This is a genomic window from Litorerythrobacter xanthomarinus (assembly GCF_046254955.1).
Taxonomy (GTDB): Bacteria; Pseudomonadota; Alphaproteobacteria; order Sphingomonadales; family Sphingomonadaceae; genus Qipengyuania_C.
On the sequence record NZ_JBJXRG010000002.1, the window covers coordinates 307,444 to 333,844 of the forward strand.

The 26,401-nt window shown below is 58.5% G+C and carries 26 protein-coding genes; 20 read left to right on the forward strand and 6 right to left on the reverse strand.

Going from position 1 to position 26,401, the window contains the following annotated elements; translation table 11 throughout:
- Positions 1–44: 44 nt before the first annotated feature.
- On the reverse strand, positions 45–2,708 hold the full coding sequence (locus ACEWMW_RS10770) for an Rne/Rng family ribonuclease (protein WP_409413932.1): 2,664 nt from the start codon (positions 2,706–2,708) through the stop codon (positions 45–47).
- Positions 2,709–3,103: 395 nt separating this feature from the next.
- Here ACEWMW_RS10770 and ACEWMW_RS10775 point away from each other — a divergent pair, with 395 nt between their 5' ends.
- The 5 genes from ACEWMW_RS10775 (at position 3,104) to ACEWMW_RS10795 (ending at position 9,903) form a co-directional block, all read left to right on the forward strand.
- Complete coding sequence (locus tag ACEWMW_RS10775) at positions 3,104–3,991, forward strand: N-acetylmuramoyl-L-alanine amidase family protein (RefSeq protein WP_409413933.1); 888 nt, start codon at positions 3,104–3,106, stop codon at positions 3,989–3,991.
- A gap of 29 nt (positions 3,992–4,020) precedes the next feature.
- Positions 4,021–6,531, forward strand: a complete 2,511-nt coding sequence (locus ACEWMW_RS10780) for a penicillin-binding protein 1A (protein WP_409413934.1) — start codon at positions 4,021–4,023, stop codon at positions 6,529–6,531.
- 83 nt (positions 6,532–6,614) lie between these two features.
- Positions 6,615–7,742, forward strand: coding sequence for a peptide chain release factor 2 (prfB, locus tag ACEWMW_RS10785; RefSeq protein WP_409413935.1), 1,128 nt, complete (start codon positions 6,615–6,617; stop codon positions 7,740–7,742).
- Complete coding sequence (locus ACEWMW_RS10790) at positions 7,739–8,491, forward strand: class I SAM-dependent methyltransferase (protein ID WP_409413936.1); 753 nt, start codon at positions 7,739–7,741, stop codon at positions 8,489–8,491. Before prfB ends, ACEWMW_RS10790 begins: the two co-directional genes overlap by 4 nt.
- 5 nt (positions 8,492–8,496) lie before the next feature.
- Positions 8,497–9,903, forward strand: a complete 1,407-nt coding sequence (locus ACEWMW_RS10795) for an NAD(P)H-dependent flavin oxidoreductase (protein ID WP_409413937.1) — start codon at positions 8,497–8,499, stop codon at positions 9,901–9,903.
- Here the strand turns inward: ACEWMW_RS10795 and ACEWMW_RS10800 are convergent.
- From ACEWMW_RS10800 to ACEWMW_RS10810, 3 genes are all read right to left on the reverse strand, one after another.
- Positions 9,900–10,349, reverse strand: coding sequence for a response regulator (locus ACEWMW_RS10800; RefSeq protein ID WP_409413938.1), 450 nt, complete (start codon positions 10,347–10,349; stop codon positions 9,900–9,902). The genes ACEWMW_RS10795 and ACEWMW_RS10800 overlap by 4 nt on opposite strands.
- Before the next feature lie 14 nt (positions 10,350–10,363).
- Positions 10,364–10,693 (reverse strand): hypothetical protein, encoded by a 330-nt coding sequence (locus ACEWMW_RS10805; protein WP_409413939.1) that lies wholly within the window; start codon positions 10,691–10,693, stop codon positions 10,364–10,366.
- A 166-nt stretch (positions 10,694–10,859) separates the two neighbouring features.
- On the reverse strand, positions 10,860–11,876 hold the full coding sequence (locus ACEWMW_RS10810) for a 2-hydroxyacid dehydrogenase (RefSeq protein ID WP_409413940.1): 1,017 nt from the start codon (positions 11,874–11,876) through the stop codon (positions 10,860–10,862).
- Between the two features lie 139 nt (positions 11,877–12,015).
- On the opposite strand from ACEWMW_RS10810, the gene ACEWMW_RS10815 reads away from it, so the two are divergent.
- Positions 12,016–12,432 (forward strand): SH3 domain-containing protein, encoded by a 417-nt coding sequence (locus ACEWMW_RS10815; RefSeq protein WP_409413941.1) that lies wholly within the window; start codon positions 12,016–12,018, stop codon positions 12,430–12,432.
- Between the two features lie 64 nt (positions 12,433–12,496).
- Here ACEWMW_RS10815 and ACEWMW_RS10820 read toward each other — a convergent pair whose 3' ends face one another.
- Positions 12,497–12,886, reverse strand: coding sequence for a hypothetical protein (locus tag ACEWMW_RS10820; protein ID WP_409413942.1), 390 nt, complete (start codon positions 12,884–12,886; stop codon positions 12,497–12,499).
- Between the two features lie 74 nt (positions 12,887–12,960).
- The gene (locus tag ACEWMW_RS10825) at positions 12,961–14,157 is read right to left on the reverse strand and encodes a thiolase family protein (protein ID WP_409413943.1); all 1,197 of its coding nucleotides are present in this window, start codon (positions 14,155–14,157) and stop codon (positions 12,961–12,963) included.
- A gap of 143 nt (positions 14,158–14,300) precedes the next feature.
- On the opposite strand from ACEWMW_RS10825, the gene ACEWMW_RS10830 reads away from it, so the two are divergent.
- The 14 genes from ACEWMW_RS10830 to nuoI all read left to right on the forward strand — a co-directional run bounded on the left by ACEWMW_RS10830 (position 14,301) and on the right by nuoI (position 26,391).
- Positions 14,301–15,731, forward strand: a complete 1,431-nt coding sequence (locus tag ACEWMW_RS10830; protein ID WP_409413944.1) for a coniferyl aldehyde dehydrogenase — start codon at positions 14,301–14,303, stop codon at positions 15,729–15,731.
- Positions 15,728–16,990, forward strand: coding sequence for an SMP-30/gluconolactonase/LRE family protein (locus ACEWMW_RS10835; RefSeq protein WP_409413945.1), 1,263 nt, complete (start codon positions 15,728–15,730; stop codon positions 16,988–16,990). The genes ACEWMW_RS10830 and ACEWMW_RS10835 overlap by 4 nt, the downstream gene beginning before the upstream one ends.
- A gap of 138 nt (positions 16,991–17,128) precedes the next feature.
- Positions 17,129–17,503 (forward strand): NADH-quinone oxidoreductase subunit A, encoded by a 375-nt coding sequence (locus tag ACEWMW_RS10840; protein ID WP_409413946.1) that lies wholly within the window; start codon positions 17,129–17,131, stop codon positions 17,501–17,503.
- A complete protein-coding gene (locus tag ACEWMW_RS10845; protein WP_409413947.1) occupies positions 17,494–18,045 on the forward strand; it encodes a NuoB/complex I 20 kDa subunit family protein in 552 nt (183 codons plus the stop codon). Before ACEWMW_RS10840 ends, ACEWMW_RS10845 begins: the two co-directional genes overlap by 10 nt.
- Before the next feature lies 1 nt (position 18,046).
- Positions 18,047–18,898 (forward strand): NADH-quinone oxidoreductase subunit C, encoded by an 852-nt coding sequence (locus ACEWMW_RS10850; protein WP_409413948.1) that lies wholly within the window; start codon positions 18,047–18,049, stop codon positions 18,896–18,898.
- On the forward strand, positions 18,895–20,106 hold the full coding sequence (locus tag ACEWMW_RS10855; protein WP_409413949.1) for an NADH-quinone oxidoreductase subunit D: 1,212 nt from the start codon (positions 18,895–18,897) through the stop codon (positions 20,104–20,106). Before ACEWMW_RS10850 ends, ACEWMW_RS10855 begins: the two co-directional genes overlap by 4 nt.
- Positions 20,103–20,285 (forward strand): hypothetical protein, encoded by a 183-nt coding sequence (locus tag ACEWMW_RS10860; RefSeq protein ID WP_409413950.1) that lies wholly within the window; start codon positions 20,103–20,105, stop codon positions 20,283–20,285. Before ACEWMW_RS10855 ends, ACEWMW_RS10860 begins: the two co-directional genes overlap by 4 nt.
- Entirely contained in the window at positions 20,278–20,946 is a 669-nt protein-coding gene (nuoE, locus tag ACEWMW_RS10865) for an NADH-quinone oxidoreductase subunit NuoE (RefSeq protein WP_409413951.1), read from the forward strand. The genes ACEWMW_RS10860 and nuoE overlap by 8 nt, the downstream gene beginning before the upstream one ends.
- Entirely contained in the window at positions 20,946–21,089 is a 144-nt protein-coding gene (locus ACEWMW_RS10870) for a hypothetical protein (protein ID WP_409413952.1), read from the forward strand. The genes nuoE and ACEWMW_RS10870 overlap by 1 nt, the downstream gene beginning before the upstream one ends.
- Positions 21,086–22,372 carry an NADH-quinone oxidoreductase subunit NuoF gene (nuoF, locus tag ACEWMW_RS10875; protein WP_409413953.1) on the forward strand — a complete coding sequence of 429 codons (1,287 nt, stop codon included), beginning with the start codon at positions 21,086–21,088 and terminating at the stop codon, positions 22,370–22,372. Before ACEWMW_RS10870 ends, nuoF begins: the two co-directional genes overlap by 4 nt.
- Positions 22,372–24,360, forward strand: coding sequence for an NADH-quinone oxidoreductase subunit NuoG (nuoG, locus tag ACEWMW_RS10880; protein ID WP_409413954.1), 1,989 nt, complete (start codon positions 22,372–22,374; stop codon positions 24,358–24,360). Before nuoF ends, nuoG begins: the two co-directional genes overlap by 1 nt.
- Complete coding sequence (nuoH, locus tag ACEWMW_RS10885) at positions 24,357–25,403, forward strand: NADH-quinone oxidoreductase subunit NuoH (RefSeq protein ID WP_409413955.1); 1,047 nt, start codon at positions 24,357–24,359, stop codon at positions 25,401–25,403. The genes nuoG and nuoH overlap by 4 nt, the downstream gene beginning before the upstream one ends.
- On the forward strand, positions 25,400–25,906 hold the full coding sequence (locus ACEWMW_RS10890; protein WP_409413956.1) for a hypothetical protein: 507 nt from the start codon (positions 25,400–25,402) through the stop codon (positions 25,904–25,906). The genes nuoH and ACEWMW_RS10890 overlap by 4 nt, the downstream gene beginning before the upstream one ends.
- Positions 25,903–26,391 carry an NADH-quinone oxidoreductase subunit NuoI gene (gene nuoI / locus ACEWMW_RS10895; RefSeq protein ID WP_409413957.1) on the forward strand — a complete coding sequence of 163 codons (489 nt, stop codon included), beginning with the start codon at positions 25,903–25,905 and terminating at the stop codon, positions 26,389–26,391. Before ACEWMW_RS10890 ends, nuoI begins: the two co-directional genes overlap by 4 nt.
- Positions 26,392–26,401 lie beyond the last annotated feature (10 nt).

Genomic DNA, 26,401 nt, shown 5'->3' on the forward strand with positions numbered 1-26,401 from the left:
TGACGAGGCGGCGGAGCGTGTGTCGCTCCGCCGATCACTCTTGCTTAGCTTTCTTCGCCGAAAGTGCGCTGCCACCATCCGCGGCGTGGCGCTACTCCGCTGGCGTCGCTTGAATCCTTGGCAGGTTCAGCAACCGGTTCAGGGCTAGATTCTTCGGTTGCGGTCGCACTTTCCGCTTCCTTGGCCGCAGCCTTCTTGGCGGTGGCTTTGCGAGGTTTCCTGGCCGGCTTTTCTTCAGCAATATCTGTCTCGGCTTCGGCAGGTTTGGCCTCGGCCTTCTTCGCCCGGCTCTTGCGCTTGGGCTTTGGTTTCGCCGCCGCTTCTTCTTCAGCCTCGCTTTCCGGAGTTGCTTCCTCAGCCGATTCTGAATCTACCTTCTTCTTGCGAGGAGCGCGCTTCTTCTTTGGCTTCTTTTCCTCGTCATCGTCTGATGGGGCTGGTTCAGGCAGTTCGGTTCCGACAACCGGCATGTCTTCTTCGACCTGTTCTGCCACCTCCTCGAAAGCTTCGGCATCTTCATCTGACGGCACGACATTCTCGTCTTTGCCCTTGCCGCGCCGACCCCGGCCACCTCTGCGGCGACGCTTCTTGGGCTTGTCTTCTTCATCAGCTCCGGCATCCGCTTCTTCCGCGGAATCCTCGGCATCATCATCCCGGTCATGATCTTCCGAATCGCTCGGACGTTTTTTGTTACGTCCGCGGCCACCGCGCCGGCGACGTTTACGCTTCTTCGGACGATCATCGTCGTCGTCGGCGAAATCCGAAGCATTGTCATCGATCTCGTCTTCGTCGTCCTGATCATCGACGATCGGTTCGAATTTGGGGGCAGATGTAGGCCGCGGCCCACTACTCCGCACGCTCATCTTTGCGCCTTCGTCCTCGCCTTCGGGAATGACTTCAACGGCTACCGCGTAGCGCTCTTCGATTTCACGCAAATCCGCACGCTTTGAGTTCAGCATATAGATTGCTGCCTCGGTGCTTGCCGACAAAGTGATGACGCTGCCTCTGCCCTTTGCGGCTTCGTCCTCGATCAGGCGTAGCGCCGACAATCCGGCGCTCGAAGCGGTACGAACCAGGCCAGTGCCATCACAATGCGGGCACTCGCGCGTCGTCGCCTCAAGCACTCCTGTCCGCAGCCGTTGTCGGCTCATCTCCATGAGTCCGAAGCTGGAAATGCGGCCAATCTGGATACGTGCACGGTCGTTCTTGAGTGCATCCTTCATCGCGCGTTCGACTTTGCGGATGTTGGAGCTGTAATCCATGTCGATGAAATCGATCACGACCAGCCCGGCCATGTCACGTAGGCGTAGCTGACGCGCGATCTCTCGCGCCGCTTCGATATTAGTCGCAACGGCCGTTTGCTCGATGCCGTGCTCCTTGGTCGAGCGGCCCGAGTTGATGTCGATCGAGACCAGTGCCTCGGTAGGATTGATAACGAGGTAGCCACCCGATTTCAGTTGGACCTCGGGATCGTACATGGCGCGCAACTGGTCTTCCGCTCCGTAGCGCTGGAACAGTGGAACCGGGTCCGAATAAGCTTTTACCCGCCGGGCGTGGCTGGGCATCAGCAGCTTCATGAACTGTTTCGCAGCCTTGTAGCCGTCTTCGCCTTCGACCACGACTTCTTCGATCTCGCGATTGTATATGTCGCGGATCGCTCGTTTGATAAGATCTGAGTCCGAATGGATAAGCGAGGGCGCGGTCGAACTGAGAGTTCGTTCCCGGATTTCGTCCCATAGCCGCGCGAGGTAATCGAAATCGCGCTTGATCTCAGGCTTTGTGCGGCTGAGGCCGGCGGTCCGAACGATCAGCCCCATTGTCTTGGGAAGGCTCAGGTCTGATACAATTTGCTTAAGGCGCTTGCGGTCAGACGAATTGGAGATCTTGCGACTGATCCCGCCGCCATGGCTCGAATTCGGCATGAGTACGCAATAGCGGCCAGCAAGGCTGAGGTAAGTTGTAAGAGCAGCGCCCTTGTTGCCGCGCTCTTCTTTAACAACCTGCACCAGCAGGACTTGCCGGCGTTGAATAACGTCCTGGATCTTGTAGCGACGACGCAGTTCCATTCGTTTGGAACGCAGTTCGTCTGCCTTCTTGGCCTTGCCGCGGCCTCCCTTGCGTCCACGACCCTGGCGACGGCCGCGTCCACTGCGGCGAGGCTTTTCATCCTCTTCTTCAGAAGCCAGCTCTTCCTCTTCGCCATTCTCGACATGGCCTTCTTCTATGGTGGCGACGTCGTCCTTCTCGGAAGTGTCGATCTCTTCGAGGCCTTCGTCACCTTCAGCGAGGTCTTCGGCTAGCGCTTCGCTGCTTTCTTCATCCTCGCCGTCGTCGTCGGCATCATCTTCTGTTTCATCGTCGCCATTGTCATCCGCGTCTTCGTCATCCTCCTCGGCACGAAGCTTCGCCTCTTCCTCGGCGTGTGCAGCTTCCTCGGCAAGAAGTGCCTCGCGGTCCGATTGTGGAATCTGGTAGTAGTCAGGGTGGATTTCGCTGAAAGCTAGGAAACCATGCCGGTTGCCGCCGAAATCGACGAACGCAGCCTGCAAAGAGGGTTCGACCCTCGTGACTTTTGCTAGGTAGATATTGCCTTTAATCTGCTTGTGGTCAGCAGATTCGAAATCGAACTCTTCAATCCGGTTGCCCTTGAGCACCGCCACCCGCGTTTCTTCCGAGTGGCGCGCATCGATTAGCATACGCGTTGACATTATAAATTCTCCGAGCGCATGGCGGCGGGGAAGCCCCGGCCAGCTCTATGCGCGATCTGTTGGGATAATTGCCCTGGCTGTTGGCCAGGCCAATTGGAACGAACCGACGGACGCGCTCTGCCGCGCCTGGTCGGAATGATGTGTCTGCATCAATGAAAATGCGGGAATGCCTCGCTGCTCTGCCAGCAACATGCGCAGCGCCGCGTAAAAGCGGAGCCTGCGGTTGCGGGGAGAAGCTTCTCATTGATGCATCAACCTGTTGTAAGGTCCGGGCGATACGGCCCGAAATGGATGCCGGATACGAAAGCAGCCGGTGAGCGGTTCGCTAGCACCCCCCGTTTTAATGAGCAACCATATTGCAATAGATGCGGGCAGCACTTTAACCAGATGACGCAATGAAACTGCGTAATCAGATATTGCTTGCGGCGATATTGCCAGTGGTCGTGCTTGTAGCGCTGAGCGTCACCGGGCAGCGATTGTCGGTGCCGTTTCTCGGCCGTGACTACGTCGTTCGGCTCTCGTTGACAGGGGCGGGTGACATACTCGAACTCCCCAGAGTTTCTGGCCCGGACGGAGCAGACTTTCCGCTGATAATTATCGATCCGGGGCACGGCGGTTTCGATTATGGCGCTACAGGTGGGCAATATCGCGAAAAGGATATCGTGCTCGGTCTCGCGCTCGAATTGCGAGAACGCTTGCTGGAAGGGGGTGATATTCGTGTCGCCATGACGAGGGATAGTGACCGATTTCTCGCTCTGGAAGAGCGGCTCGCAGTGACCCATGAACTCGGGGCCGACCTTTTCCTTTCAATCCATGCGGATTCGGCAGGTGAAGCTACCGATGTCGCAGGAGCTAGTATCTATACTCTTTCCGAAGCTGCATCGAGCGCTGCGGCGGCACGTTTTGCTGCAAGGGAAAATGCGGCAGATCGTGTCAACGGTGTTAAGCTTTCCGGGCATGGCCGCGAAGTCGATACCATCCTGTTTGACCTGTCACGAAGGCGCACACAAACCCAATCCGCCGCATTAGCCGAATTGATAGAGCGATCGGGTGAGGGTCTGATCGGGTTCCATCCCCAGGCGCAACGTTCGGCATCTCTTGTGGTGCTGCGCTCGCCCGATGTGCCGTCGGTGCTGTTCGAGGCTGGATTCGTGACAAATGAGCAGGATGCCGAGACTCTTGCGTCTGAGGAAGGCCGAGAGAAATTTGCCGAAGCAACGGCCAATGCCATTCGCGCCTATTTTCTCCGTCAAGATCCCGTCAATCTTGCTGGCGATAGCTGAGCAACGCGTGCTAGAGGCTGGGACGAGGCATGATTGAACTTGCGAATCTTGACTATGCCAAGGCCAGGCTGCGCAACGATCCTATCGTCCTGCGTGATTGGTTTCTCGCAAATTGGCGAGAGAACCGTTGGTTTCGCTGGATTTCTTCGCTTGGAGGCGCGGCAGTTGCGCTTGCCATAGTTTTGTGGCTCGTGCTGGCAAGCAATCTGCCCGACGCTGACAGCCTGCTCGATTACGAAACGCCGCTGCCAACGATGGTACGCGGGGGGGATGGCGAGATAGTCCATTCGTATGCGCGCGAACGCCGGGTCCAGTTGCAATACCAGGATTTCCCTACCCAGCTAATCGAATCTTATCTGGCCGCCGAAGACAAGACATTCTTCAGCCACGGCGGGGTCGATATAACCGGTACGATCAACGCTGCGTTCGACTACATCACCAAGTACGGATCTGGCGAGCGGGCGGTAGGTGGATCTACCATCACCCAGCAGGTGGCCAAGAACATTCTTCTTGGCGATGAGTATTCGGTTACGCGCAAACTGAAGGAGATGATCCTCGCTCGCAGGATCGAGGATGCCCTCTCGAAACAAGAGATCCTCACCCTTTATCTGAATGAGATTCCGCTCGGTCGCAGAAGCTTTGGCGTGCAGGCAGCTAGTCAGGCCTATTTCTACAAGGACGTCGACGAACTTGAGCTCCATGAGATGGCGTTCCTTGCTATCCTTCCTAAAGCTCCTGAACGATATGGCCGCCGCCAGAACCAGGAACTGGCCGTCAGCCGTCGCAATTTTGTCCTCGACCAGATGGTCGACAATGATTTCATCAGCGCGGAAGATGGCGAAGCTGCTAAACGTTTACCTCTCGGGCTGAGGCCAATCCGGTCGGCGCATGCTTCGGTCGATGCTGGCTATTTCCTGGAAGAAGTCCGGCGCGAACTAATCGACCGCTTTGGGGAAACAGCCGAAGAAAGCGGCAACAGCGTCTATGCGGGCGGATTATGGGTCAGAACTTCGCTCGATTCAGAGATGCAGGACGCCGCTCGCAATGCCCTGCGGGCAGGGCTGATGCGCTACCAGGGCGGAAGGGGCTGGGGTGGCCCAATCGCGACCATCGATATGGATGCCGGTAGCTGGGCGAGCCAGCTGGCCAGTTCCTATCTCTCGATCGGTTACGAAGACTGGCGTGTGGGAGTGGTAACGCAGCGCTCGGGTAATAATGGGCGGATCGGGTTCTCGGATGGATCCGAGGCGCCGCTGTCGGGCATGCCCGATGCTCTCAGGATCGGACATGTGATTGTCGCGTCTCCTTCGGGAAACGGTTACCGGGTGAGAACAGTACCGAGTGTTTCCGGCGGCTTCCTCGCACAGAACCCACAGAGCGGTCGTATCTTGGCGATGCAGGGCGGATTCGATTCACGATTGGGGGATTTCAACCGTGCCACGCAGGCTGATCGGCAGCCGGGATCGACCATCAAGCCCTTCGTCTACGCAACTGGTCTTGAAAGCGGAATGACGCCTGCAAGCGAAGTTCCGGACCAGACATTCTGTTATTATCAGGGTGCAAATCTAGGCGAGAAATGCTTCCGCAATTTCGACGGTAAGGGCGGCGGCGTCCATACGATGCGCTGGGGACTCGAACAGTCACGAAACCTGATGACGGTGCATATCGCTATGGATGCAGGTATGCCCAATGTAGTCCAGACGATCGATCGGGTCGGCATCGGCGATTACGAGCCTTATCCTGCCTTCGCGCTTGGCGCGGGCGATACGACCGTCAAGAAGATGGTCAGCGCGTATTCGGCTCTTGCCAACCATGGCAGGCAACGCGCGGCCACGACTATAGACTATGTGCAGGATCGCCGCGGCAAGGTCCTGTGGCGCGCCGACAATCGCAAATGCACCGGCTGCAATATGGCCGAATGGGATGGCCAGCCCATGCCCCGGCTGCAACCTGCGGGTGAGCAGGTGCTCGATCCACGTACCGCGTTCCAGGTCATCCATATGCTACAAGGTGTCGTCCAGCGCGGCACTGCCGTTGTTCTGCGCGACCTTGAATTGCCACTGTTCGGCAAAACCGGCACGACCAACGGGCCGACTAATGTCTGGTTCGTTGGCGGCTCGCCCGATATCGTCGCAGGCGTTTACATGGGTTTTGACCAACCCAAGAACTTGGGCGGATATGTGCAGGGCGGCACTTTTGCTGCGCCCATGTTCAAGCAATTCGTGAGCGAAACCAGAGACCGCTGGAGCGACGAACCATTTGTAGCCCCTCCTGGCATTAGGATGGTCCGGATTGATCGCAGGAGCGGTAAGCGGGTGTTCGATGCGTGGCCAACGGACGATCCGCGCGCAGATGTGATCTGGGAAGCATTCAAGCCTGATACAGAGCCGGACCGCAGCACGCGGCTTGATGAAATCGCTGCCAAACGGGATGAGATCCTCGACCTGATCCGTCGCGCACGCGATGCTGACGCCTCAAGAAGTAGGGGGCGCGATGATGAACCGTCCGATTTCGTCGAGGACCAGGGCGGCATTTACTAGCCGCGGTCGATAGTAGTCCCGCCAACCTTTTACATTTGTAGACCGTCCGCTAAGCGGGCCGCCAGTCTTGCGGAGTTTCAGTGATGCGTGCCGAGGGGCAGGCCCATATTGATCGGATCGAAGCAGCGCTGGCGCTCGTGCGGCAGTCGCTTGATTGGGAACGTGCACTGCGCCGTCTCGACGAGCTGAATGCGCGCGTGCAGGATCCAACCTTGTGGGATAATCCAAAAGAAGCGCAGGCAGTTGGCCGCGAACAGAAGCTGCTTGAGACAGCGGTGAATACCGTGAACGAAATCTCTGCGGAGATGGGCGATGCCATCGAGTACATCGATATGGGCGAGGCAGAGGGCGATGACGATACGGTCCGTGAAGGGCTGGCTAGCCTGGCCAAGCTTGCCGACCGCGCCGATGCCGACAAGGTCCAGGCATTGCTTTCGGGCGAGGCTGACGGAAATGACACCTACCTTGAAATACACGCGGGGGCGGGAGGCACCGAGAGCCAGGACTGGGCCGAAATGTTGTTCCGCATGTATGCGCGCTGGGCAGAGCAGCGCGGCTACAAGGTCGAAACGGTTGAATACCAGGCAGGTGATCAGGCAGGGATCAAGTCTGCGACACTACTGCTAAAGGGTGAGAATGCCTACGGCTACGCGAAGACCGAGAGCGGTGTACATCGTCTTGTCCGCATCAGCCCATATGACAGTTCAGCACGCCGGCACACCAGCTTCAGCTCGGTCTGGGTCTACCCGGTGATCGATGATGACATCGAGATTGAAATAAATGAAAGCGACCTGAAGATCGATACTTACCGTGCGTCCGGCGCGGGCGGACAGCACGTTAACACTACCGATTCTGCCGTCCGCATCACGCACCAGCCCACCGGGATTGTGGTTGCAAGTCAGAATGATCGCAGTCAGCACAAGAACCGGGCTACTGCAATGAACATGCTCAAAGCGCGCCTTTTCGAGCGCGAGATGGCCGAGCGTGAAGCGGCAGCCAGCGGCGAGTATCAGGAGAAGACTGACATTGGCTGGGGGCACCAGATCCGCAGTTATGTCCTCCAGCCCTACCAGATGGTGAAGGACCTTCGGACAGGCGTCACCTCGCCCAATCCCGACGCGGTGCTCGACGGTTCGTTGGACGAATTCATCTCTGCGGCACTCGCGCAGCAGGTGACCGGGGAGACGGTCGAAGTCGAGGATGTCGAATGAGGCTCCAAAGTATCACTGCTTTTGGAATAGGGTTCGCGATTGCCGCTTGCGTCCCGGCTAACACCAACGACGAGGAAACCCGCGAATTCCCGCTGCCCGACCGTCCGGTATCCGATCTCGGCTCGAACCAGTTTTCGACGGAAGATGCCCGCGACCGGGTAGGCGAAGCGAAGACGGTAATGGACCTGGCAGAGATCGAGCCAGGCATGACCGTGGCGGATATTGGCGCGGGCAATGGCTACTACACGGTGAGGCTCGCGGAACGGGTCGGAACTGATGGCCGTGTGCTTGCACAAGACATCGATCCCGAAGCACTGCAACGGCTTGGAGCGCGAGTGGAACGCGAGCGGCTCGACAATGTGTCGATCAAGCTCGGTGAGCCGGATGATCCGATGCTACCCCCTGACAGTTTTGACCGGATATTCCTGGTTCACATGTATCATGAAGTGCGCGAGCCATATGCTTTCCTCTGGAGTCTGTGGCCCTCTTTAACCGAAGGCGGGCAGGTGATCGTGGTCGATACCGATCGTCCGCCGGATCAGCACGGTATCCATCCGCTCCTGCTTTCCTGCGAATTCATCCGCACTGGCTTCGAACTGGTAGCGTTCAAAGACGCGCCTGAGATCAGCGGCTACTATGCACAGTTCAAGGCAGCGGCTACGAGACCAGAACCGCGTGACATAAGGCCGTGCCGCGGTACGGGCGATCAGGCTCTCAAGCCGGAAAATAAGAAGCAAAGCAAGGACTAGCATCAATGTCATTCAAGGGGCTCAGCCCGATTACTTACGGGGGCCGGGAGGTCTGGCCGCTCGTAGAAGGGGGCAAGGGGGTCTCGGCGACCAATCATGCCAGTTCAGGCGCGTGGGCCGCCGCCGGCGGCATCGGCACGGTCAGCGCGGTCAATGCTGACAGCTATGATGCAGATGGCAACGTCATCCCGCAGATCTATCCGCAAGCGACGCGCAAGGAGCGTTTCGAGCAACTTGTACAATACGGGATCGACGGGGCGACCGAGCAGGTCAAACGCGCTTACGAGATCGCCAACGGCCAGGGCGCGATCAATATCAATGTGCTTTGGGAAATGGGCGGTGCGCAGCAGGTCCTCGAGGGTGTGCTAGAGAATTGTAAGGGGCTGATAACGGGCGTCACCTGCGGCGCGGGCATGCCTTACAAGCTGGCTGAGATCGCAGCCCGATTCAACGTCCACTACCTTCCAATTATCAGTTCAGCGCGGGCATTCCGTGCGCTGTGGAAACGCAGCTATTCCAAGGTACCCGAGCTGATGGCAGCCGTGGTCTACGAGGATCCCTGGCTCGCTGGTGGCCACAACGGATTGTCAAACGCCGAAGACCCACGGAAGCCAGAGGATCCGTTTCCTCGCGTGAAAGCGCTCCGCGAAACCATGCGGAATGAGGGTGTGTCCGAAGATACTGCCATCGTCATGGCGGGCGGCGTGTGGTTCCTGCGCGAATGGGAAGAATGGATCGACAATCCTGAGCTTGGCAAGATCGTATTCCAGTTTGGTACGCGCCCGCTCCTGACGCATGAAAGCCCGATCCCGCAAGTCTGGAAAGATATGCTGCGGACCGTTGAACCGGGCGATGTGCTGCTGCACAAGTTCTCTCCCACCGGTTTCTATTCCAGTGCGGTCAAAACGCCGTTTCTGTATGATCTGATTCATCGTTCGGAACGCCAGATCCCGATCTTCAAGCGGGACGAAGAAGAGGGGACAATTCCCCTACTCGATCACGGCAAAGCGAAGTATTTCTTTGTTCACCCGGGGGACCAGCGCAAGGCGCTGGCGTGGATCCACGAGGGCTTTAGCGAGCCGATGAAGACCCCCGACAGCACGGTTGTCTTTGTCACTCCCGGAAGCGCCGAGCAGATCCGCGCGGATCAGCAAGGATGCATGGGATGCCTGTCGCATTGCCAGTTCTCCAGCTGGAAAGATCACGACGATCACACAACCGGCCGCCTTGCCGATCCGCGTAGCTTCTGCATCCAGAAGACGCTGCAGGATATCGCTCACGGCGGCGATCCGGACGAGAACCTCGCCTTTGCCGGGCATGCAGCTTATCGCTTCAAGCAGGATCCGTTTTACTCGAACAACTTCACGCCGACAGTCAAGGAACTGGTCGAACGCATTCTGACCGGCGATTAGGCGGCTCCGACGCGGGCGAGTTTCGCAAGCATTCCGTCGCGATCGAATGGCTTGACGATCCATTCGTTGGCGCCTGCTGCCGCGCCTCTCTTGACGTCATCAATGTTTGATTTGGATGTACAGAAGACTACTTTCGGCCCGTCTCCACCCGGTATGGCGCGCAAGGCTGTGACGAATTCTATTCCGGCCATCACCGGCATATCCCAATCAACGATCACCAGCTCGGGCATGCGAGAAGAGCAGCGCGACAGAGCCTCCTTACCGTTCTCGGCCTCCGTGACATCGTAGCCCAACTCGCTGACTATGCGCCGTGCCAGCCCCCTGATCATGCGCGAATCGTCAATAATCAGGCAGGTGCGATGCCCCTTGCCGAGTTGCTCCGCAGGGACATCTGGATACGCAAGCCGTTCCCGTGACGCGTCCGCATCAACCGTACCCTTGGGCAATATTGTGCGCTTGATCAGGTCTTGAATGGGTCGAACTCCAGCGTGTCGAAGGTTCTTGCCAAGTGGCTTGATTGACTGGTCGCAGTTCCTTGAGACGGATCGAACTCTTTCTGATTTTCATCATGAACTGTTTGCTGTTCCGATGGCGTCATTCGCACGTGCAGGTATGGAACCCAAACGTCGCCGTAGTCCGCCTGCTGGTACCAAAGATCGATCACATCGTAAGATGCCCAGTATCCATTTGGTTCAAGCAGGCGGATGCCTTCGCCAATTCGCGGGACCGCCGCAAACCGCAATCGCTGCTGCGTTTGATGTGTTTCGTTCTGGATTTCGACTTCGATCAATGTCGCATCACTCTCGCTTCGCGAGCGAGTCTATGAGCAATTGCTTGCCGAATTACAAACGCGGCGCTTGTGAAAATTTAACCAGTTTGAATGGGTTACGCCCAATTCGATGCCGGTTCTATAAGAGCGGCGAAGCAGGAGAGAACCGCTCGCCGACCTTTCGATCCTAGACCAACCCTTCCAACACTTGGTCAGGCGGACGATGACCATCGACCCAAAAGCGAATATTGGCGATGACCTTCTCGCCCGAAGCCTCGCGTCCCTCGATTGTCGCGCTACCAATATGGGGCAGGGTCATTACGTTGGGGTGCTCCAACAGCCTGTGATCGACCTGTGGTTCGTCGGGATAAACATCGAGGCCAGCTCCTGCGAGGTGACCTCGCTTTAACGCTGAAATCAAGGCTTCCTGATCAACCAGTTCGCCCCGGGCAGTGTTGATCAGGGCAGAGCCCGGTTTCATAAGCGCGATCCTGCGCTCATCGAGCAAGTGAGTTGTATCGGTGGTGTGCGGGCAGTGGAGACTGAGTATGTCAGCCTCGGCGAGCAGGGCATCAAGGTCGGCGACGTAACGCACTCCGAGCATGCGTTCGACAGCTTCGGGAAGTTGCTTGCGATTGTGGTAGGCAATCTCAAGTCCGAATGCCTTGGCGCGGTGGGCGACCGCCTGACCGATCCGGCCCATGCCGACAATGCCCAGCACTTTGCCACCGAGCTTGCGGCCCAGCAGCCGCGAGGGTGCCCAACCGGTCCATTCTCCACGCCTCACGAGGCCGACACCTTCGCGTACTCTACGAGGCACGCCGATGATCATTTCCATCGCAATATCGGCGGTATCATCAGTGAAGACACCGGGTGTGTTGGTGACCACTATCTTGCGGTGTGCAGCGGCGGCAAGATCGATGTGATCGGTTCCTGCGCCGAAGTTGGCTATGAGGCGTAGGCGGTCTCCGGCTTGGCCAATGAGATCCGCATCGATTTCATCGGTGACCGTTGGGACAAGGATATCACAGTCTTGCATCGCTTTGCCGAGTTGTTCGCGATTGAGCGGCGTGTCGTCCATGTTGAGCACGCAATCGAAGAGCTCTTTCATACGGGCTTCGACGCTGGGCATGAGGTGCCGGGTCACGACAACACGCGGTTTGCCTTCGATCCGCCGTGTAACCTGTTCTGCGTTGGTTGGCATGCTTGTGTCGCTAGGACCAGTGCGGCGCGTCGGTCAAGCAAATCGCATGACATCGCTTGAACGAAATGGGGAAGGGGAGCTATGCGAACTGCAAATGCGCTTCCGGATTCTCTTTATACTTGCGGCACTTCTTGGCAGCATGGCGGCTGCACAGGATCGGGAAGTTCCTTACTGGGCCAGCATGCGCGCGACGGAAGTGAACATGCGGGTTGGCCCAAGCGCGGACTACCAGATAGACTGGGTCTACAAGCGCAAGGGCATGCCGGTAAAGGTCATTAGGTTACGCGAAGGCTGGCGCCTGATCGAAGATGTCGATGGAGCGCAAGGGTGGGTCGTCGCTCGCTTGCTGACGCCCGAGCGGGGAGCATTGGTTATCGGTGAAGGCGAGGCCGAAATGCAATCCGAGCCTGGCGGTTCCGGCACGATACGATGGCGATTGGCCCCTGGCGTGGTCGGCGTATTGGGCAAATGCCAAGGACAATGGTGCGAACTGGATGTTCAGGGCCACAAGGGCTGGGTTAGCGCCGAACGCTTGTGGGGAGACGGCGATCCCTAAGGAAAAAGGCGGCCCCGAGGGACCGCCTTTTCGTTTACTCAGTTGGTTCTGTAAGGTTTAAGGCTCAGCCTTCCGCAGCTGCAGGCCGCACGGTTACGACTTCACCGTCGTCGCTGGTTGATGTGAAGCTGCCATCTTCGCCAACTTCACTATTTGTCCAGCACATCGCGCCTTCCTCGTCACCATCAGCATCGAAGCACGTCTTGCCGTCAGCCTCGGTTATCGTGCCGGTGGAGGCGTCGTCGCCTACTTGGGCACTGAATGTCCCGTCTTCATTCGCAGTGAAGGTTCCGACGCTGCCATCCGAGTATGTTACTTCATAATCGCCTGGACCGCCGGGGACAGCGATAGTCTCCGCAGCAGCCACTTCTTCTTCGACCATCGCTTCCTCAGCTTCTTGCTCGGCGCAAGCGGTGAGTGCGAGAATTGCAGTTGCAGCAAGTAGTTTTTTCATGTCCATCTCCCAATTGGAAGCGGCGTGCTAGCACGCAACGCACCGCATGGCGAATCATGGCGAGGCGGACGAACTCAGATGAGTTCGACTGCTACGGCAGTGGCTTCCCCGCCGCCTATGCATAAACTCGCGATACCCCTTGTTTTACCTTGCTTCTTGAGCGCGTTGAGGAGTGTGACGATGATACGCGTGCCGCTCGCTCCGATCGGATGACCCAGCGCGGTGCCGCCTCCATTTACGTTGATTCTCTCGTGCGGGATGCCGATGTCGCGCATCGCGAACATGGCGACGCAGGCAAATGCTTCGTTGACTTCCCACAGGTCGACTTCTTCGGCAGTCCATCCTGCAGATTCAAGGACTTTTTCAATGGCACCGATCGGTGCGGTGGTAAACTTGGCGGGCTCATGAGCATGCGCTGCCATGGCGACGATCTTGGCAACAGGTTCGAGACCTTTGTCCTTCGCCACGCTTTCACGAGTAAGAACAACCGCGGCAGCGCCATCGGAGATCGAACTGGAAGTTGCTGCGGTGATCGTACCGTCCTTCGCGAATGCTGGCCGCAATGTGGGGATCTTGTCTGGCTTGCCGCGGCCCGGCTGCTCGTCGTGCTCGACTATGGTTTCACCCCGGCGGCTTGTCACCGTGACCGGCACAACCTCGTCAGCAAAGGCGCCGCTTTCGATCGCGGCATTGGCGCGCCGTAGGCTTTCGATGGAGTAGTCATCCATCTCTTCGCGGGTCATTTGGTATTCATTGGCGGTTTCCTGCGCGAATGTGCCCATCGCACGGCCTTCTTCGTAAGCGTCTTCGAGGCCATCGAGGAACATGTGGTCGTATGCGGTGTCATGCCCGATCCGCGCCCCCGAACGATGCTTCTTGAGCAGATAAGGCGCATTGGTCATGCTTTCCATCCCGCCGGCGACAACCGCATCAATGGTTCCACTGGCGAGTGCTTCCGCCCCCATGATGACAGTCTGCATCCCGCTTCCGCAAACCTTGTTGACCGTCGTAGCTTGGACTGACTTGGGAAGTCCCGCCTTGATCATAGCCTGGCGAGCGGGGGCCTGGCCGAGGCCGGCGGGAAGAACGCAACCCATGTATGCGCGGTCGAATTCTTCCGGAGCGACGCCGGAGCGTTCGACGGCAGCCTTCACTGCGGTCGCTCCCAGATCGGTCGCGCTTACATCGGCGAGCGCGCCTTGCATTCCCCCCATCGGGGTGCGGGCATACGACAGGATAACAACGGGGTCAGAAGCGGAGAAATGGGGCATTTTAGATACTCGCCTGAGTGGGGGATAGGTCTGCTTGCCTAATGCTGCACTGCAGTAAAATCAATCGGAGAAGCTCTGTGCTTGTCACAAGCGGCGCTTTCGGCAAAGACAATGGCAAATCGAAACTAACCGGAGAGCAAGCCATGGCAGATGATCAGAAAATGGAGATGGAGCGCGTCCTCAGGCTGCAGCGCACTGCTCACACCGCGAACCGTCCCGAACCGATGGCTCTCCGCAAGGATCGAATAAAGCGTGCCATGTCACTGCTGAAAGAGCACGGGGATACACTGTGTAAGGCCATGGGAGCCGATTTCGGAAATCGCTCACCACGCCAGTCGATGCTGACCGATATCGCCGGCACGATCAATTTCGGCAAGTATTGCCTCAAGAACATGGACAAATGGGCCAAGACCGACAAGCGCAGCGTTCAATTCCCGCTTGGGCTGCTGGGAGCCAAGGCCGAGGTGCGCTACGAGCCCAAGGGCGTCATTGGCATTCTCAGCCCCTGGAATTTCCCGGTTAATCTTTCCATCGGGCCGCTGATGCAGGTTCTAGCAGCGGGCAACCGCGCAATGATCAAGCCGAGCGAGTTTACCGAGCGCACCAGCCTGCTGACGAAGGAACTGATCGAGGAATATTTTACTCCCGATGAGGTCGCGGTTTTCACGGGCGGCCCTGAAGTCGCCCACGCGTTCTCAGGCCTTCCTTTCGATCACCTCGTCTTTACCGGCTCTACTGCCACTGGCCGCAAGGTGATGGAGTCGGCCGCAGCAAACCTTGTTCCAGTCACGCTGGAATTGGGTGGGAAATCCCCGGTGTTCTTGGGTCGCAGCGCCGACTACGAAAAGGCCGGGGAGCGCATTGCCTTAGGCAAAATGATGAACGCCGGACAAATTTGTCTTGCGCCGGATTATCTCTACGTGCCCGAGGATCGCGAAGACAGCGCTATCGCTGCCGTCGAGCTTGGCGTGCGCAACATGTATCCGACGCTGCTCGATAACGATGATTATGCTTCGGTCGTGACCGACAGGCATTTCGACCGGCTCCAATCGATGGTTGCCGACGCCAGGGACAAGGGCGCCGAAGTAATAGAAATCAATCCGGGCGACGAGGATTTCTCCAACACAAACGCTCGCAAGATGCCTTTGACGGTCCTGCGCAACGTGACGGACGACATGCAGGCAATGCAAGAGGAGATTTTCGGTCCGGTGCTGCCGGTAAAGACCTACAAGAATGTAGACGAAGCGATCGACTATGTGAACGAGCGCGATCGTCCGTTGGGTCTGTATTACTTCGGTGAAGACAAGGGCGAGCGCGAACGCGTGCTGACCAAGACCATCTCCGGCGGCGTCACCGTGAATGATGTGATTTTCCATGTCTCGATGGAGGACCTGCCATTCGGCGGTGTGGGACCATCGGGCATCGGGAGCTATCACGGGGTTGAGGGCTTCCGCGAATTCAGCCATGCACGCAGCGTCTATACACAACCGAAGATCGACGTGGCCGGGCTAGGCGGGTTCAAGCCCCCCTATGGCGAGAAAACTGACAAGGCGCTCAAAGCCATGATGAAATGAGGATCGCATCGGCGATCTTTGCGGCCGTTCTTCTGGCCGGATGCGTCACCATTCCCTCCATTGCGCAGCCGGAACCGGAAGCCGCCAGCGCAGTGGCAACGTGGCGATCGGTCGATGCCGAGACAGGCCAGATCCGCGACATTGAAGGGCTTGAGCAGCTTGCTCGTGATTTCCCCAATAGCGGAAATGTGCGACTTCGCTTGCTGCAGCCTTATCTCGCGGCGGGCGAAGCAGAGAAAGTCCTTGAGACGCTCGAATGGCTTTATGATCGCGGATACGTTTTCGGCGAAGTTCCTCAGCGACAGATACCTAAGCTTCTCGAAGGTGTCGATCCAGGGCGCATCGCCGAACGGCTGATCGCCGAAGCGGAAGTAATTGAAAGAAGCAAGGTGTTTGCTGAGACACCGTCAGAAGTCGGGCTCGGGGAAAGTGTCATTCGAGACCCCAAGGATGACCGCCTCATCGTCACCAGCGTTTCCGAAAATGCGATATTTGGCCGGAGGGCAGGGCAGGATTGGGACGGATATAGCCCCCAAGGCGCCGCGAACATCAGTGGTATTGTGCTGGATCAGCAGCGACATATTGTCTGGCTTGCCTCGGGCCATATCGATGGCTCCGAAAGCGCTGACGGATTTACTGGACTTATCGGACTCGACCATCGCAACAGTTCCGAGATCCGCATCCCGGCACCCGAAGGTGTAAACATTTCTGATCTCACCATCGCGCCGGATGGAACTGTCTTCGGCAGCGACCCACTCGGTGGCGGAATCTACGCAGCGCGTCATGACAGTGCGGAGATGGTCACAATAATCTCGCCGGGTACCATGCGCTCACCTCAAGGGCTGGCGCTGAGTTCAGACGGATTGCGGCTCTATGTGAGCGATTACCGCTACGGAATCGCTGCGATCGAACGAGACTCGGGAAGAGTTTTGCGGCTCGCTAGCGACATCCCGATCATACTGGACGGGATTGATGGACTATGGCGCTTTGGTGACGAGCTTGTCGCAGTCCAGAACGGCACCAGTCCGATGCGGATTGCAGCTTTTCGGCTGTCTGCAGACGGGATGCGTGTTGTTGGTCATCGCGTGCTGGAGCAAGCCCATACGCAGTGGACCGAGCCTCTTTCAGGAAGTGTAGACGGCGATAGCTTGCTGTACATCGGGAACGGCCAGTGGGATCGTTTTGTCCAAGGTGAGCCGGCGCAAGATAAAGCAGCACTTCCTACCCAGATTCGCCGGTTGCCCTTGCATCGGGATTGACGCGTTGGACCGATCAGGCTGACCTTGAGCACCGAATTTCTTTCGCAAATTCCTGATTCCCGCCCAGCCACCCCTTGCGCCTTGGTGTACGGCGGATTAGGGCGCGCCTCGAACCCTTAAGCTAGACGAGTCCGAGCCTTGGTCGATCTCAGCGAATATCTACCCATCCTGATCTTTCTCTTCATTGCGGTGGGACTCTCGGCGGCATTCGTGTTCCTTCCAATGGGTGTTTCTCGCCTGACGGGCACGCATAACCCGGATGCGGAAAAGCTCAGCGAATACGAATGCGGTTTCCCGGCATTCGATGATGCCCGCAGCCGCTTCGACGTACGCTTCTATCTCGTTGCCTTGCTTTTCCTGATTTTCGACCTCGAAGTCGCCTTTCTATTCCCTTGGGCAGTGAGCCTTGAGCACACAGGGTGGACGGGCTGGATCGCGATGATGATCTTCCTCGTCATCCTGACCGTGGGCTTTGCCTACGAATGGAAGAAAGGTGCTCTCGAATGGGATTGAATGAGACACTCCCTCGGGCAGCCAAGCCCGGCGAATTGCGTCAGCCCGATAAGGATTACTTTCGTGCGCTCCAGAGCGAGGTGAATGACAAGGGTTTCCTCGTCACCAGCACCGAAGATGTTTTCCAATGGGCGCGTACCGGCAGCCTCTGGTGGATGACGTTTGGCCTGGCGTGCTGCGCGGTCGAGATGATCCACGCCAACATGCCGCGCTATGACATGGAGCGGTTCGGTGCCGCGCCGCGCGCCAGCCCGCGCCAAAGTGACCTGATGATCGTCGCCGGGACGCTGTGCAACAAGATGGCGCCGGCCTTGCGCAAGGTTTATGACCAGATGTCCGATCCCAAGTACGTGATCAGCATGGGCAGCTGCGCCAACGGCGGCGGGTATTACCACTACAGCTATTCCGTTGTTCGCGGTTGTGACCGTATTGTGCCGGTCGACATCTATGTCCCGGGTTGCCCACCGACTGCAGAGGCACTTCTCTATGGCGTGATGCAACTGCAGCGGAAGATCCGCCGTGCGGGGACAATTGAGCGTTAAGATGGCTACCATCCTTCACTCTGCACCGAAGTATTCTTCGAACGAAGGCGTGCGCGATGCGCTGGCAAAGGCGCTGGGCGACATGGTTGTCGATCACCGCGAGGAGCATGGCGAGATTCTGCTGACGGTCAGGCGTGAAAGCCTCGCTGATGCGCTCAAGCTTCTGCGCGACGATCATGCATACCAGCAACTGATGGAAATCGCCGGAGTTGACTTCCCGAGCCGCCCGGAGCGGTTTGAAGTCGTCTACATGCTGCTCAGCCTGACCAAGAACCACCGGATCATGGTCAAATGCAGCATCGATGAGGCAACTCCGGTGCCAACGGTCACCACGCTGTGGCCGAATGCCGGTTGGCTTGAGCGCGAAGTGTTCGATATGTTCGGTGTGCTGTTTGACGGCAATACCGACTTGCGCCGGATTCTCACCGACTATGGCTTCGAGGGCCACCCGTTCCGCAAGGATTTCCCGCTCACCGGCTATGTCGAACTTCGCTATTCCGAGGAAGAAAAGCGGGTGGTTTATGAGCCGGTGGAGCTTGCCCAGGACTTGCGCCAGTTCGATTTCATGAGCCCGTGGGAAGGGGCAGACTACGTTCTGCCGGGCGACGAGAAGGCCGAAACACCTCCGATCGATGAGCCCAAGACCACCGAGGATACCGAAGACAGCGGCGCAGGCGATGCCACTGACGAGAAAGCAGCCGAGAAAGTCAGCGCCGGCTCTCCTGCCGAAGTCGACACCGATGTCGATGTCGAATCTCCCGAAGCGACCGAGGATCGCGAAGATCGTTCGGAACGCGAAGCCAGCGAGCGCGATACCAAGGGTGCGACCGAGCCGAAGGAGGAGGGCGAATGAGCGTGCAGCTTGAACAGTCGCCCACCACCGGCGACGAAGTCATCACAAACTACACGATCAATTTCGGGCCTCAGCATCCGGCGGCGCACGGTGTGTTGCGCATGGTGATGGAGCTCGATGGCGAGGTTATCGAGCGGATCGACCCGCATGTCGGCCTACTTCATCGCGGCACCGAGAAACTGATCGAGCATAAGACCTATCTGCAGGCGCTGCCGTATTTCGACCGGCTCGATTACTGCAGTCCGTTAGCGCAGGAATACAGCTACGTTCTCGCGATCGAGAAGCTGCTCAACATCGAAGTGCCGGAGCGCGCACAGTACCTCAGGGTGCTGTTCACGGAGCTGACCCGCATCAGTAACCACATGCTCAACATGGGCGCGCATATCCTTGATGTGGGTGCGTTCTCGCCGAACCTTTGGATCATGGACCTGCGCGAAGATTGCATGAACTTCTTCGAGCGGGCTTCGGGCGCACGCATGCACAGCGCTTATTATCGTCCTGGCGGCGTTCATCAGGATGTGCCGCTCAAGCTGCTGGCCGATATTGGCGACTGGATCGACGGGCGTTTCTTCCCGTTGTTCGAGGATGCAATGAGCCTGGTGATGGACAATCGCATCTTCAAACAGCGCAATGTCGATATTGCGGTGGTTTCCAAAGATGATGCGGTGGCCTGGGGATTCTCAGGTCCGATGATCCGCGCTGCCGGCATTCCGTGGGACCTGCGCAAGTCGCAGCCTTACGATGTCTATGACCGGATGAATTTCGACATTCCCGTCGGCACCAATTCGGATTGCTATGACCGGTTTATGGTGCGCGTGAAGGAAGTCTACGAAAGCGCCAAGATCATCAAGCAGTGCCTCGCTGAAATGCCCGAAGGCCCAATTGCATCGGATGATCGCAAGGTCGTCCCGCCCATGCGCGGCGAGATGAAACAATCAATGGAAGCACTGATCCATCATTTCAAGCTCTATACCGAGGGCTTCCATGTACCCGCGGGCGAAGTCTACGTCGCCACCGAAAGCCCCAAGGGCGAGTTCGGCGTCTACCTCGTAAGCGACGGCTCGAACAAACCCTATCGCTGCAAGATTCGCCCGACTGCGTTCTCGCACCTGCAAGCAATGGATTTCATGAGCAAGGGCCACATGTTGCCTGACGCGACTGCCATTCTTGGCGCCATCGATGTCGTTTTCGGGGAGTGCGACCGGTGATTATCCGCGAAATCTTCATCTTCGTTGCGGCTTTCGCAGCGTTCGCGTCCGCCATCGCGGCCTATCTCGCCGTATTCCACGGACAAGTGGCTGTGAAAGAAGTGCTTTCGACCGCACTTGCCGCCGTCATCGGCCTCTATGTCGGGCGTTATCTCCAAGCGAGGCTCACCCATGGCTGACCGCAATCCCGCTCCCGATACGCCCGAACTGCGCGAGCGGTGGGGCAACTGGTCGTTCTCAGCCGAGAACCAGGCCAAGGCCGACAAGCATATCGCCAAATATCCGGACGGTCGCCAGCGCTCGGCGGTGATGCCGCTGCTCGATCTCGCCCAGCGCCAGGTTGGCGAGGAAACCAGCACCCAGGGTTGGCTGCCGCTGCCGGTGATCGAATATGTCGCCGACTATCTTAGCATGCCCGCGATCCGCGTGCTTGAAGTGGCAAGCTTCTACTTCATGTACAACCTCGTGCCGGTCGGGAAATACCACGTGCAAGTCTGCGGCACGACGCCGTGCATGCTGCGCGGATCGGACGATTTGCTCGAGACCTGCAAGAAACGCGGCATGAGCAAGGGCCATACCTCGGACGATGGTCTTTGGACCCTCACCGAAGTCGAGTGCATGGGCAATTGCGCGACCGCGCCGATGGTCCAGATCAACGACGACAATTACGAAGATCTGACGGCGGAGCGGCTTGACGCAATCTTGGATGCACTGGCCAAGGGCGAGCAGCCCAAGACCGGCACGCAGGAGGCGGGTCGCCATACGAGCGAGCCTGTTGGTGGGCCATCATCGCTCAAGGAAATGGTCGACGCAAATCACGACTACCGGAGCACGTGGTAATGGAGATCGGCACCATCATCGTGGCACTCATCGGGATTTTTATCGCCTGGAAGGTGCTGTCCGGCCTGATCAAACTTGCGACGGTCGCGATCATCGTTGTCGGTGGTTTGTGGTTCCTCAATAGCGGAGTGATCGCGGCATGACTTTGCAAGACAAGGACCGCATCTTCACCAACGTCTACGGCTTCCAGGATTGGGGGCTGAAGGCGGCGCAGGAGCGCGGCGATTGGGACGATACCAAAGCGCTGATCGGACGCGGCCAGGACAATATTATTGAGGAAATCAAGTCCTCCGGCCTGCGCGGGCGGGGCGGGGCAGGTTTCCCGACCGGCCTCAAGTGGTCGTTTATGCCGAAGGAAAGCAAGGATGGCAGGCCGTCATTCCTTGTCATCAATGCCGACGAATCCGAGCCGGGATCGTGCAAGGACCGCGAAATCATCCGCCACGATCCGCACAAGCTGATCGAAGGCGCGCTGGTCGCCGGTTTCGCGATGCGCGCTCGCGCCGCCTATATCTATATTCGCGGGGAGTTCATCCGCGAGGCTGAAACGCTGCAGGCGGCAATCGACGAGGCATACGATGCGGGTCTGATCGGCAAGAACGCCAGCGGCTCCGGATTTGATTTCGACGTGTTCATGCACCGCGGTGCGGGCGCATACATCTGCGGCGAAGAAACCGCGATGATCGAAAGCCTCGAAGGCAAGAAGGGCCAGCCCCGCCTCAAGCCGCCATTTCCGGCGGGCGCGGGCCTTTATGGCTGCCCGACCACGGTCAATAATGTCGAGAGCATTGCGGTCGTGCCGACGATCCTGCGCCGCGGCGCGTCATGGTTCGCCAGCTTCGGGCGCGAGAACAACCACGGCACCAAGCTGTTCCAGATCAGCGGCCACGTGGAGAAGCCCTGCGTTGTCGAAGAAGCGATGAGCATCCCGTTCAAGGAGCTGATCGATAAGCATTGCGGCGGCATTCGCGGCGGGTGGGACAATCTTCTCGCAGTGATCCCGGGCGGATCGTCGGTCCCGCTGGTCCCGGCTGCCGAGATCATGGACGCGCCGATGGATTTCGACGGTCTCAAGGACCTCGGCTCGGGCCTCGGCACAGCCGGCGTCATCGTGATGGACAAGTCGACCGATATCGTCCGCGCGATCAGCCGGATCAGCTATTTCTACAAGCATGAAAGCTGCGGCCAGTGCACGCCGTGCCGCGAAGGCACGGGCTGGATGTGGCGCGTGATGGAGCGCCTACGCACCGGCGATGCAGCGATCGAAGAGATCGACATGCTGCACCAGGTCACCAAGCAGGTCGAAGGCCACACGATCTGTGCTCTCGGCGACGCAGCCGCGTGGCCGATCCAGGGCCTGATCCGCCACTTCCGCCCCGAGCTTGAGCGCCGGATCAACGAAAATGTGCGGGAGGCCGCTGAGTAATGCCTAAGGTCACCGTAGACGGACAGGAAATCGAGGTTCCGGACGGCGCGACCGTGCTGCAGGCGTGCGAGCTTGCGGGCAAGGAGATCCCGCGCTTCTGTTATCATGAGCGCTTAAGTATCGCCGGTAACTGCCGGATGTGCCTAGTAGAAGTGAAGCCCGGCCCGCCCAAGCCGCAGGCCTCCTGCGCACTTCCGGCCACCGAAGGCCAAGAAATCCGTACCGACACGCAAATGGTCCAGACGGCGCGTGAAGGCGTGATGGAATTCCTCCTCATAAACCACCCGCTCGACTGCCCGATCTGCGACCAGGGCGGTGAATGCGACTTGCAGGACCAATCGGTGGCTTATGGACGCGGCGCCTCGCGCTATGACGAGAACAAGCGCGCAGTGACCGAGAAGTACATGGGTCCGCTGATCAAAACGGTGATGACCCGCTGCATCCATTGCACCCGCTGCGTGCGCTTCTCGGAAGAGATCGCGGGCGTGGACGAGATTGGCGCGGTGGGCCGCGGCGAGGACATGCAGATCACCACCTATCTCGAGCAGGCGGCCGAACACGAGTTGTCGGCCAATGTGATCGATCTGTGCCCGGTTGGCGCGCTCACCTCGCGGCCTTATGCTTTCGAGGCGCGTCCATGGGAGCTCAAGAAGACGCTCAGCATCGATGTTTCGGACGCAGTCGGCGCGAATATCCGGCTCGACAGCCGTGGCCGCGAAGTGATGCGGGCGCTGCCGCGCATCAATGACGACGTCAACGAGGAGTGGATTTCGGACAAGGCGCGCTACCAGGTCGATGGCCTGCTGCATCGCCGCCTGGACAAGGTCTGGATCCGCAAGCGCGGCAAGCTGCAAGCGGCGAACTGGGACGAGGCGTTCAAGAAGATCGCCGCTGCCAAGCCGGGTAAGAAGATAGCCGCCATCGCGGGCGACATGGTCGATTGCGAAACGATGTTCGCGGCGAAGAAGCTGCTTGGCGCGCTTGGGTCGGACCTGCTCGAAGGCCGCCAGACCGGCATGGATTATGACGTATCGAACCTCGCAGCGGTCAATTTCAACTCGACCTTTGCGGGTATCGAGAATGCCGATGCGATCCTGATCGTCGGCAGCCATATCCGCTGGGAAGCGCCGCTGGTGAATGTGCGCATCCGCAAGGCGGTGAAGCGCGGTGCGAAGATATTCGTGGTTGGGCCGGAATGGGAGACCACTTATCCGGCGAGCTTCCTCGGCAATGACCTGAGCGTTCTCAATGACTTGCCCGCCGAAGTTGCCGACGCGTTTGAATCGGCCGGCAGGCCTGCGGTTATCGTCGGCGGTGCGGCGCTCAAGGGCGCACATGGTAAGGCACTCGCGCTCGCTTCTAGCTGGGGTGCCGACTTCAATGTGCTGCATTTCTCGGCTGCGCGGATGGGTGGGCTTATGCTCGGCTATTCGCAGAAGGGCGGGATCAAGGATATCGTCGCGGCCTCACCCAAGGTGGTGCTGGCGCTCGGCGCTGACGAGATGGACTTCGGTGCGTTTGGCGATGCGCTCAAGGTCTATATTGGCCACCACGGCGATAAGGGCGCGCATGCGGCGGATATCATCCTGCCCGCTGCTAGCTATGCCGAGAAGGACGGGACCTACGTCAATACCGAGGGCCGGGTGCAGTTCGCCGAGAAAGCCGTCTTCGCTCCTGGCGACGCGCGTGAAGACTGGACGATCCTGCGCGCGCTGGCCGATGCTCTGGGCGTCAAGGTTGGGTTCGACAGCTTTGCCGAGTTGCAGGCCGCGATGATCGCGGAAGTGCCGGCGCTGGGCGAAGAAGGCCTTGCTGACTACGGCGCGCTCCCGGACGCGGATGAGTCAGCGAAAGCAGAAGGTGTGCTGGAAACCTATCCGATCAAGGATTTCTACCTCACTAACCCGATCGCGCGCGCCAGCCAGGTGATGCAACAATGCTCGGCCGAATTGCTCCATGGCGATGAAATGCGGGAGGCGGCTGAATGACCGAGTTCTTCCAGTCACTCGGCATGTCCTACGAATGGGCATGGTTCGTTGCCACGGTCAGCGGGATCCTGCTGATCGCGCTGCCGCTGATGCTGGCGGTGGCGATGATCATCTATGTCGACCGCAAGGTTCTAGGCGCGATCATGATGCGGCGCGGCCCCAATGTGGTTGGCCCGCTCGGCCTGCTGCAAAGCTTTGCCGATGGTCTCAAGGTATTCCTGCAGGAAACCATTATCCCGAGCGCGGCGAACAAGGGCATCTTCCTGCTCGCGCCGATCATCACTTTCACCGTGGCATTGCTCGCCTGGGCAGTAATCCCGTTCGATGCGGGCGTGGTGCTGGCCGATATCAATGTCGGCCTGCTCTACGTGCTCGCGATCAGCTCGCTGGGTGTCTACGGCGTCGTGATGAGCGGGTGGGCGAGTAACTCGAAATACCCGTTCTTCTCGGCCATGCGCGCCGCAGCGCAGATGATCAGCTACGAAGTTTCGATCGGCTTCATCCTGATCTGCGTCGTGCTGTGGGCCGGCACGTTCAATCTTTCCGAGATCGTCGAGGCGCAGCGCGGGCACGGGCTCGGCATCGTCAACGGATACTTCTTCAACCTGCTGCTGTTCCCGATGTGGGTGGTGTTCTTCATCTCCTGCCTGGCGGAAACCGCGCGCGCCCCGTTCGACCTGACCGAGGCCGAATCCGAACTCGTCGCGGGCTTCCAGACCGAATATTCATCGATGAGCTTCGCGCTCTTCTGGCTCGGCGAATATGCCAACATCCTTCTGATGTGCATGCTCAACGCGCTGCTGTTCTTCGGAGGCTGGTTGCCGCCGATTGACTGGGAGCCGCTTTATGCCGTGCCGGGGATCATCTGGCTGTTCGGCAAGACGTTCTTCTTCTTCTTCCTCTTCAGCTGGATCTGGGGAACCGTGCCGCGTTACCGCTATGATCAGCTGATGCGCCTGGGCTGGAAAGTCTTCCTGCCGATGAGCTTGCTTTTCGTATTCCTGATTTCCGGTTACCTCATGGCAACGGGGCATTTCGGATGATGGCACTTTTTTTCATTGCTATGCAGCAGGTCACAGTCGTTACTGAGATTCCGAAAGTGCCCGAACTAACTCCTGCCTATTTGACCAAACCGATCCATCAATATTCTTGCCGAATGATCGGTAAGTCTGGTGAACCTTTTGACTTGGTTTGGCAGTGGATCGGTCAACGCGGTTATTATGATGGGCCTATAATGGAAGATGGGATCCGGGCTGTTAGTAGGACTTCTGCCTCTGCGAAGTTGATCTCAGATAGCTCGGGGCTTTTCTCTTCGATGCGCTTTGAGAGGCTTGGTGGCCTCAGGGTGCTCGGATGGCAATTCGCAGATGGCACCGGGAACAGGGTGACTTTTCGATCAAGTCGACCAGAAAACTTTCCAAAAGCTTCTCTCGCCGCTTACTACTATGAAGAAGGCGCAGTCACACCCCAAGTATTTGCGGGCCCCTGTGATGTGATCGAGATCGACCAAGTACCACTCCAAAGTCCTCCGGACAAATCCGAATGAGCACGCTCTCTCACTTCATCAAATCCTTTACCTTGTGGGAAATCCTCAAGGCGCATGCGCTCACCTTGAAGTATTTCTTCAAGCCCAAGGTGACGATCAACTACCCGTTCGAGAAGAACCCGCTCAGCCCGCGTTTCCGCGGCGAGCATGCTCTGCGCCGCTATCCCAATGGCGAGGAACGCTGCATTGCCTGCAAGCTGTGCGAGGCGGTCTGCCCAGCGCAGGCGATCACAATCGAGAGCGAACCGCGCGATGACGGCTCGCGCCGCACGACGCGCTATGACATCGACATGACCAAGTGCATCTACTGCGGCTTCTGCCAGGAAGCCTGCCCGGTTGATGCGATCGTCGAAGGGCCGAACTTCGAATACGCGACCGAAACGCGCGAAGAGCTGCTCTACGACAAGGCGAAACTACTGGCCAACGGGGACAAGTGGGAGCGGGCGATTGCCGCGAACCTTGAAGCCGATGCGCCCTATCGATAGGGGCCGCGCC

What these genes read in the sequence shown, in the direction of transcription:
- ACEWMW_RS10770 (WP_409413932.1), bottom strand. Translation starts at nt 2,708, where the DNA reads ATGTCAACGCGTATGCTAATCGATGCGCGCCACTCGGAAGAAACGCGG.
- ACEWMW_RS10775 (WP_409413933.1), top strand. Translation starts at nt 3,104, where the DNA reads ATGAAACTGCGTAATCAGATATTGCTTGCGGCGATATTGCCAGTGGTC.
- ACEWMW_RS10780 (WP_409413934.1), top strand. Translation starts at nt 4,021, where the DNA reads ATGATTGAACTTGCGAATCTTGACTATGCCAAGGCCAGGCTGCGCAAC.
- prfB (WP_409413935.1), top strand. Translation starts at nt 6,615, where the DNA reads ATGCGTGCCGAGGGGCAGGCCCATATTGATCGGATCGAAGCAGCGCTG.
- ACEWMW_RS10790 (WP_409413936.1), top strand. Translation starts at nt 7,739, where the DNA reads ATGAGGCTCCAAAGTATCACTGCTTTTGGAATAGGGTTCGCGATTGCC.
- ACEWMW_RS10795 (WP_409413937.1), top strand. Translation starts at nt 8,497, where the DNA reads ATGTCATTCAAGGGGCTCAGCCCGATTACTTACGGGGGCCGGGAGGTC.
- ACEWMW_RS10810 (WP_409413940.1), bottom strand. Translation starts at nt 11,876, where the DNA reads ATGCCAACCAACGCAGAACAGGTTACACGGCGGATCGAAGGCAAACCG.
- ACEWMW_RS10815 (WP_409413941.1), top strand. Translation starts at nt 12,016, where the DNA reads ATGGCGGCTGCACAGGATCGGGAAGTTCCTTACTGGGCCAGCATGCGC.
- ACEWMW_RS10820 (WP_409413942.1), bottom strand. Translation starts at nt 12,886, where the DNA reads ATGAAAAAACTACTTGCTGCAACTGCAATTCTCGCACTCACCGCTTGC.
- ACEWMW_RS10825 (WP_409413943.1), bottom strand. Translation starts at nt 14,157, where the DNA reads ATGCCCCATTTCTCCGCTTCTGACCCCGTTGTTATCCTGTCGTATGCC.
- ACEWMW_RS10830 (WP_409413944.1), top strand. Translation starts at nt 14,301, where the DNA reads ATGGCAGATGATCAGAAAATGGAGATGGAGCGCGTCCTCAGGCTGCAG.
- ACEWMW_RS10835 (WP_409413945.1), top strand. Translation starts at nt 15,728, where the DNA reads ATGAGGATCGCATCGGCGATCTTTGCGGCCGTTCTTCTGGCCGGATGC.
- ACEWMW_RS10845 (WP_409413947.1), top strand. Translation starts at nt 17,494, where the DNA reads ATGGGATTGAATGAGACACTCCCTCGGGCAGCCAAGCCCGGCGAATTG.
- ACEWMW_RS10850 (WP_409413948.1), top strand. Translation starts at nt 18,047, where the DNA reads ATGGCTACCATCCTTCACTCTGCACCGAAGTATTCTTCGAACGAAGGC.
- ACEWMW_RS10855 (WP_409413949.1), top strand. Translation starts at nt 18,895, where the DNA reads ATGAGCGTGCAGCTTGAACAGTCGCCCACCACCGGCGACGAAGTCATC.
- nuoE (WP_409413951.1), top strand. Translation starts at nt 20,278, where the DNA reads ATGGCTGACCGCAATCCCGCTCCCGATACGCCCGAACTGCGCGAGCGG.
- ACEWMW_RS10870 (WP_409413952.1), top strand. Translation starts at nt 20,946, where the DNA reads ATGGAGATCGGCACCATCATCGTGGCACTCATCGGGATTTTTATCGCC.
- nuoF (WP_409413953.1), top strand. Translation starts at nt 21,086, where the DNA reads ATGACTTTGCAAGACAAGGACCGCATCTTCACCAACGTCTACGGCTTC.
- nuoG (WP_409413954.1), top strand. Translation starts at nt 22,372, where the DNA reads ATGCCTAAGGTCACCGTAGACGGACAGGAAATCGAGGTTCCGGACGGC.
- nuoH (WP_409413955.1), top strand. Translation starts at nt 24,357, where the DNA reads ATGACCGAGTTCTTCCAGTCACTCGGCATGTCCTACGAATGGGCATGG.
- ACEWMW_RS10890 (WP_409413956.1), top strand. Translation starts at nt 25,400, where the DNA reads ATGATGGCACTTTTTTTCATTGCTATGCAGCAGGTCACAGTCGTTACT.
- nuoI (WP_409413957.1), top strand. Translation starts at nt 25,903, where the DNA reads ATGAGCACGCTCTCTCACTTCATCAAATCCTTTACCTTGTGGGAAATC.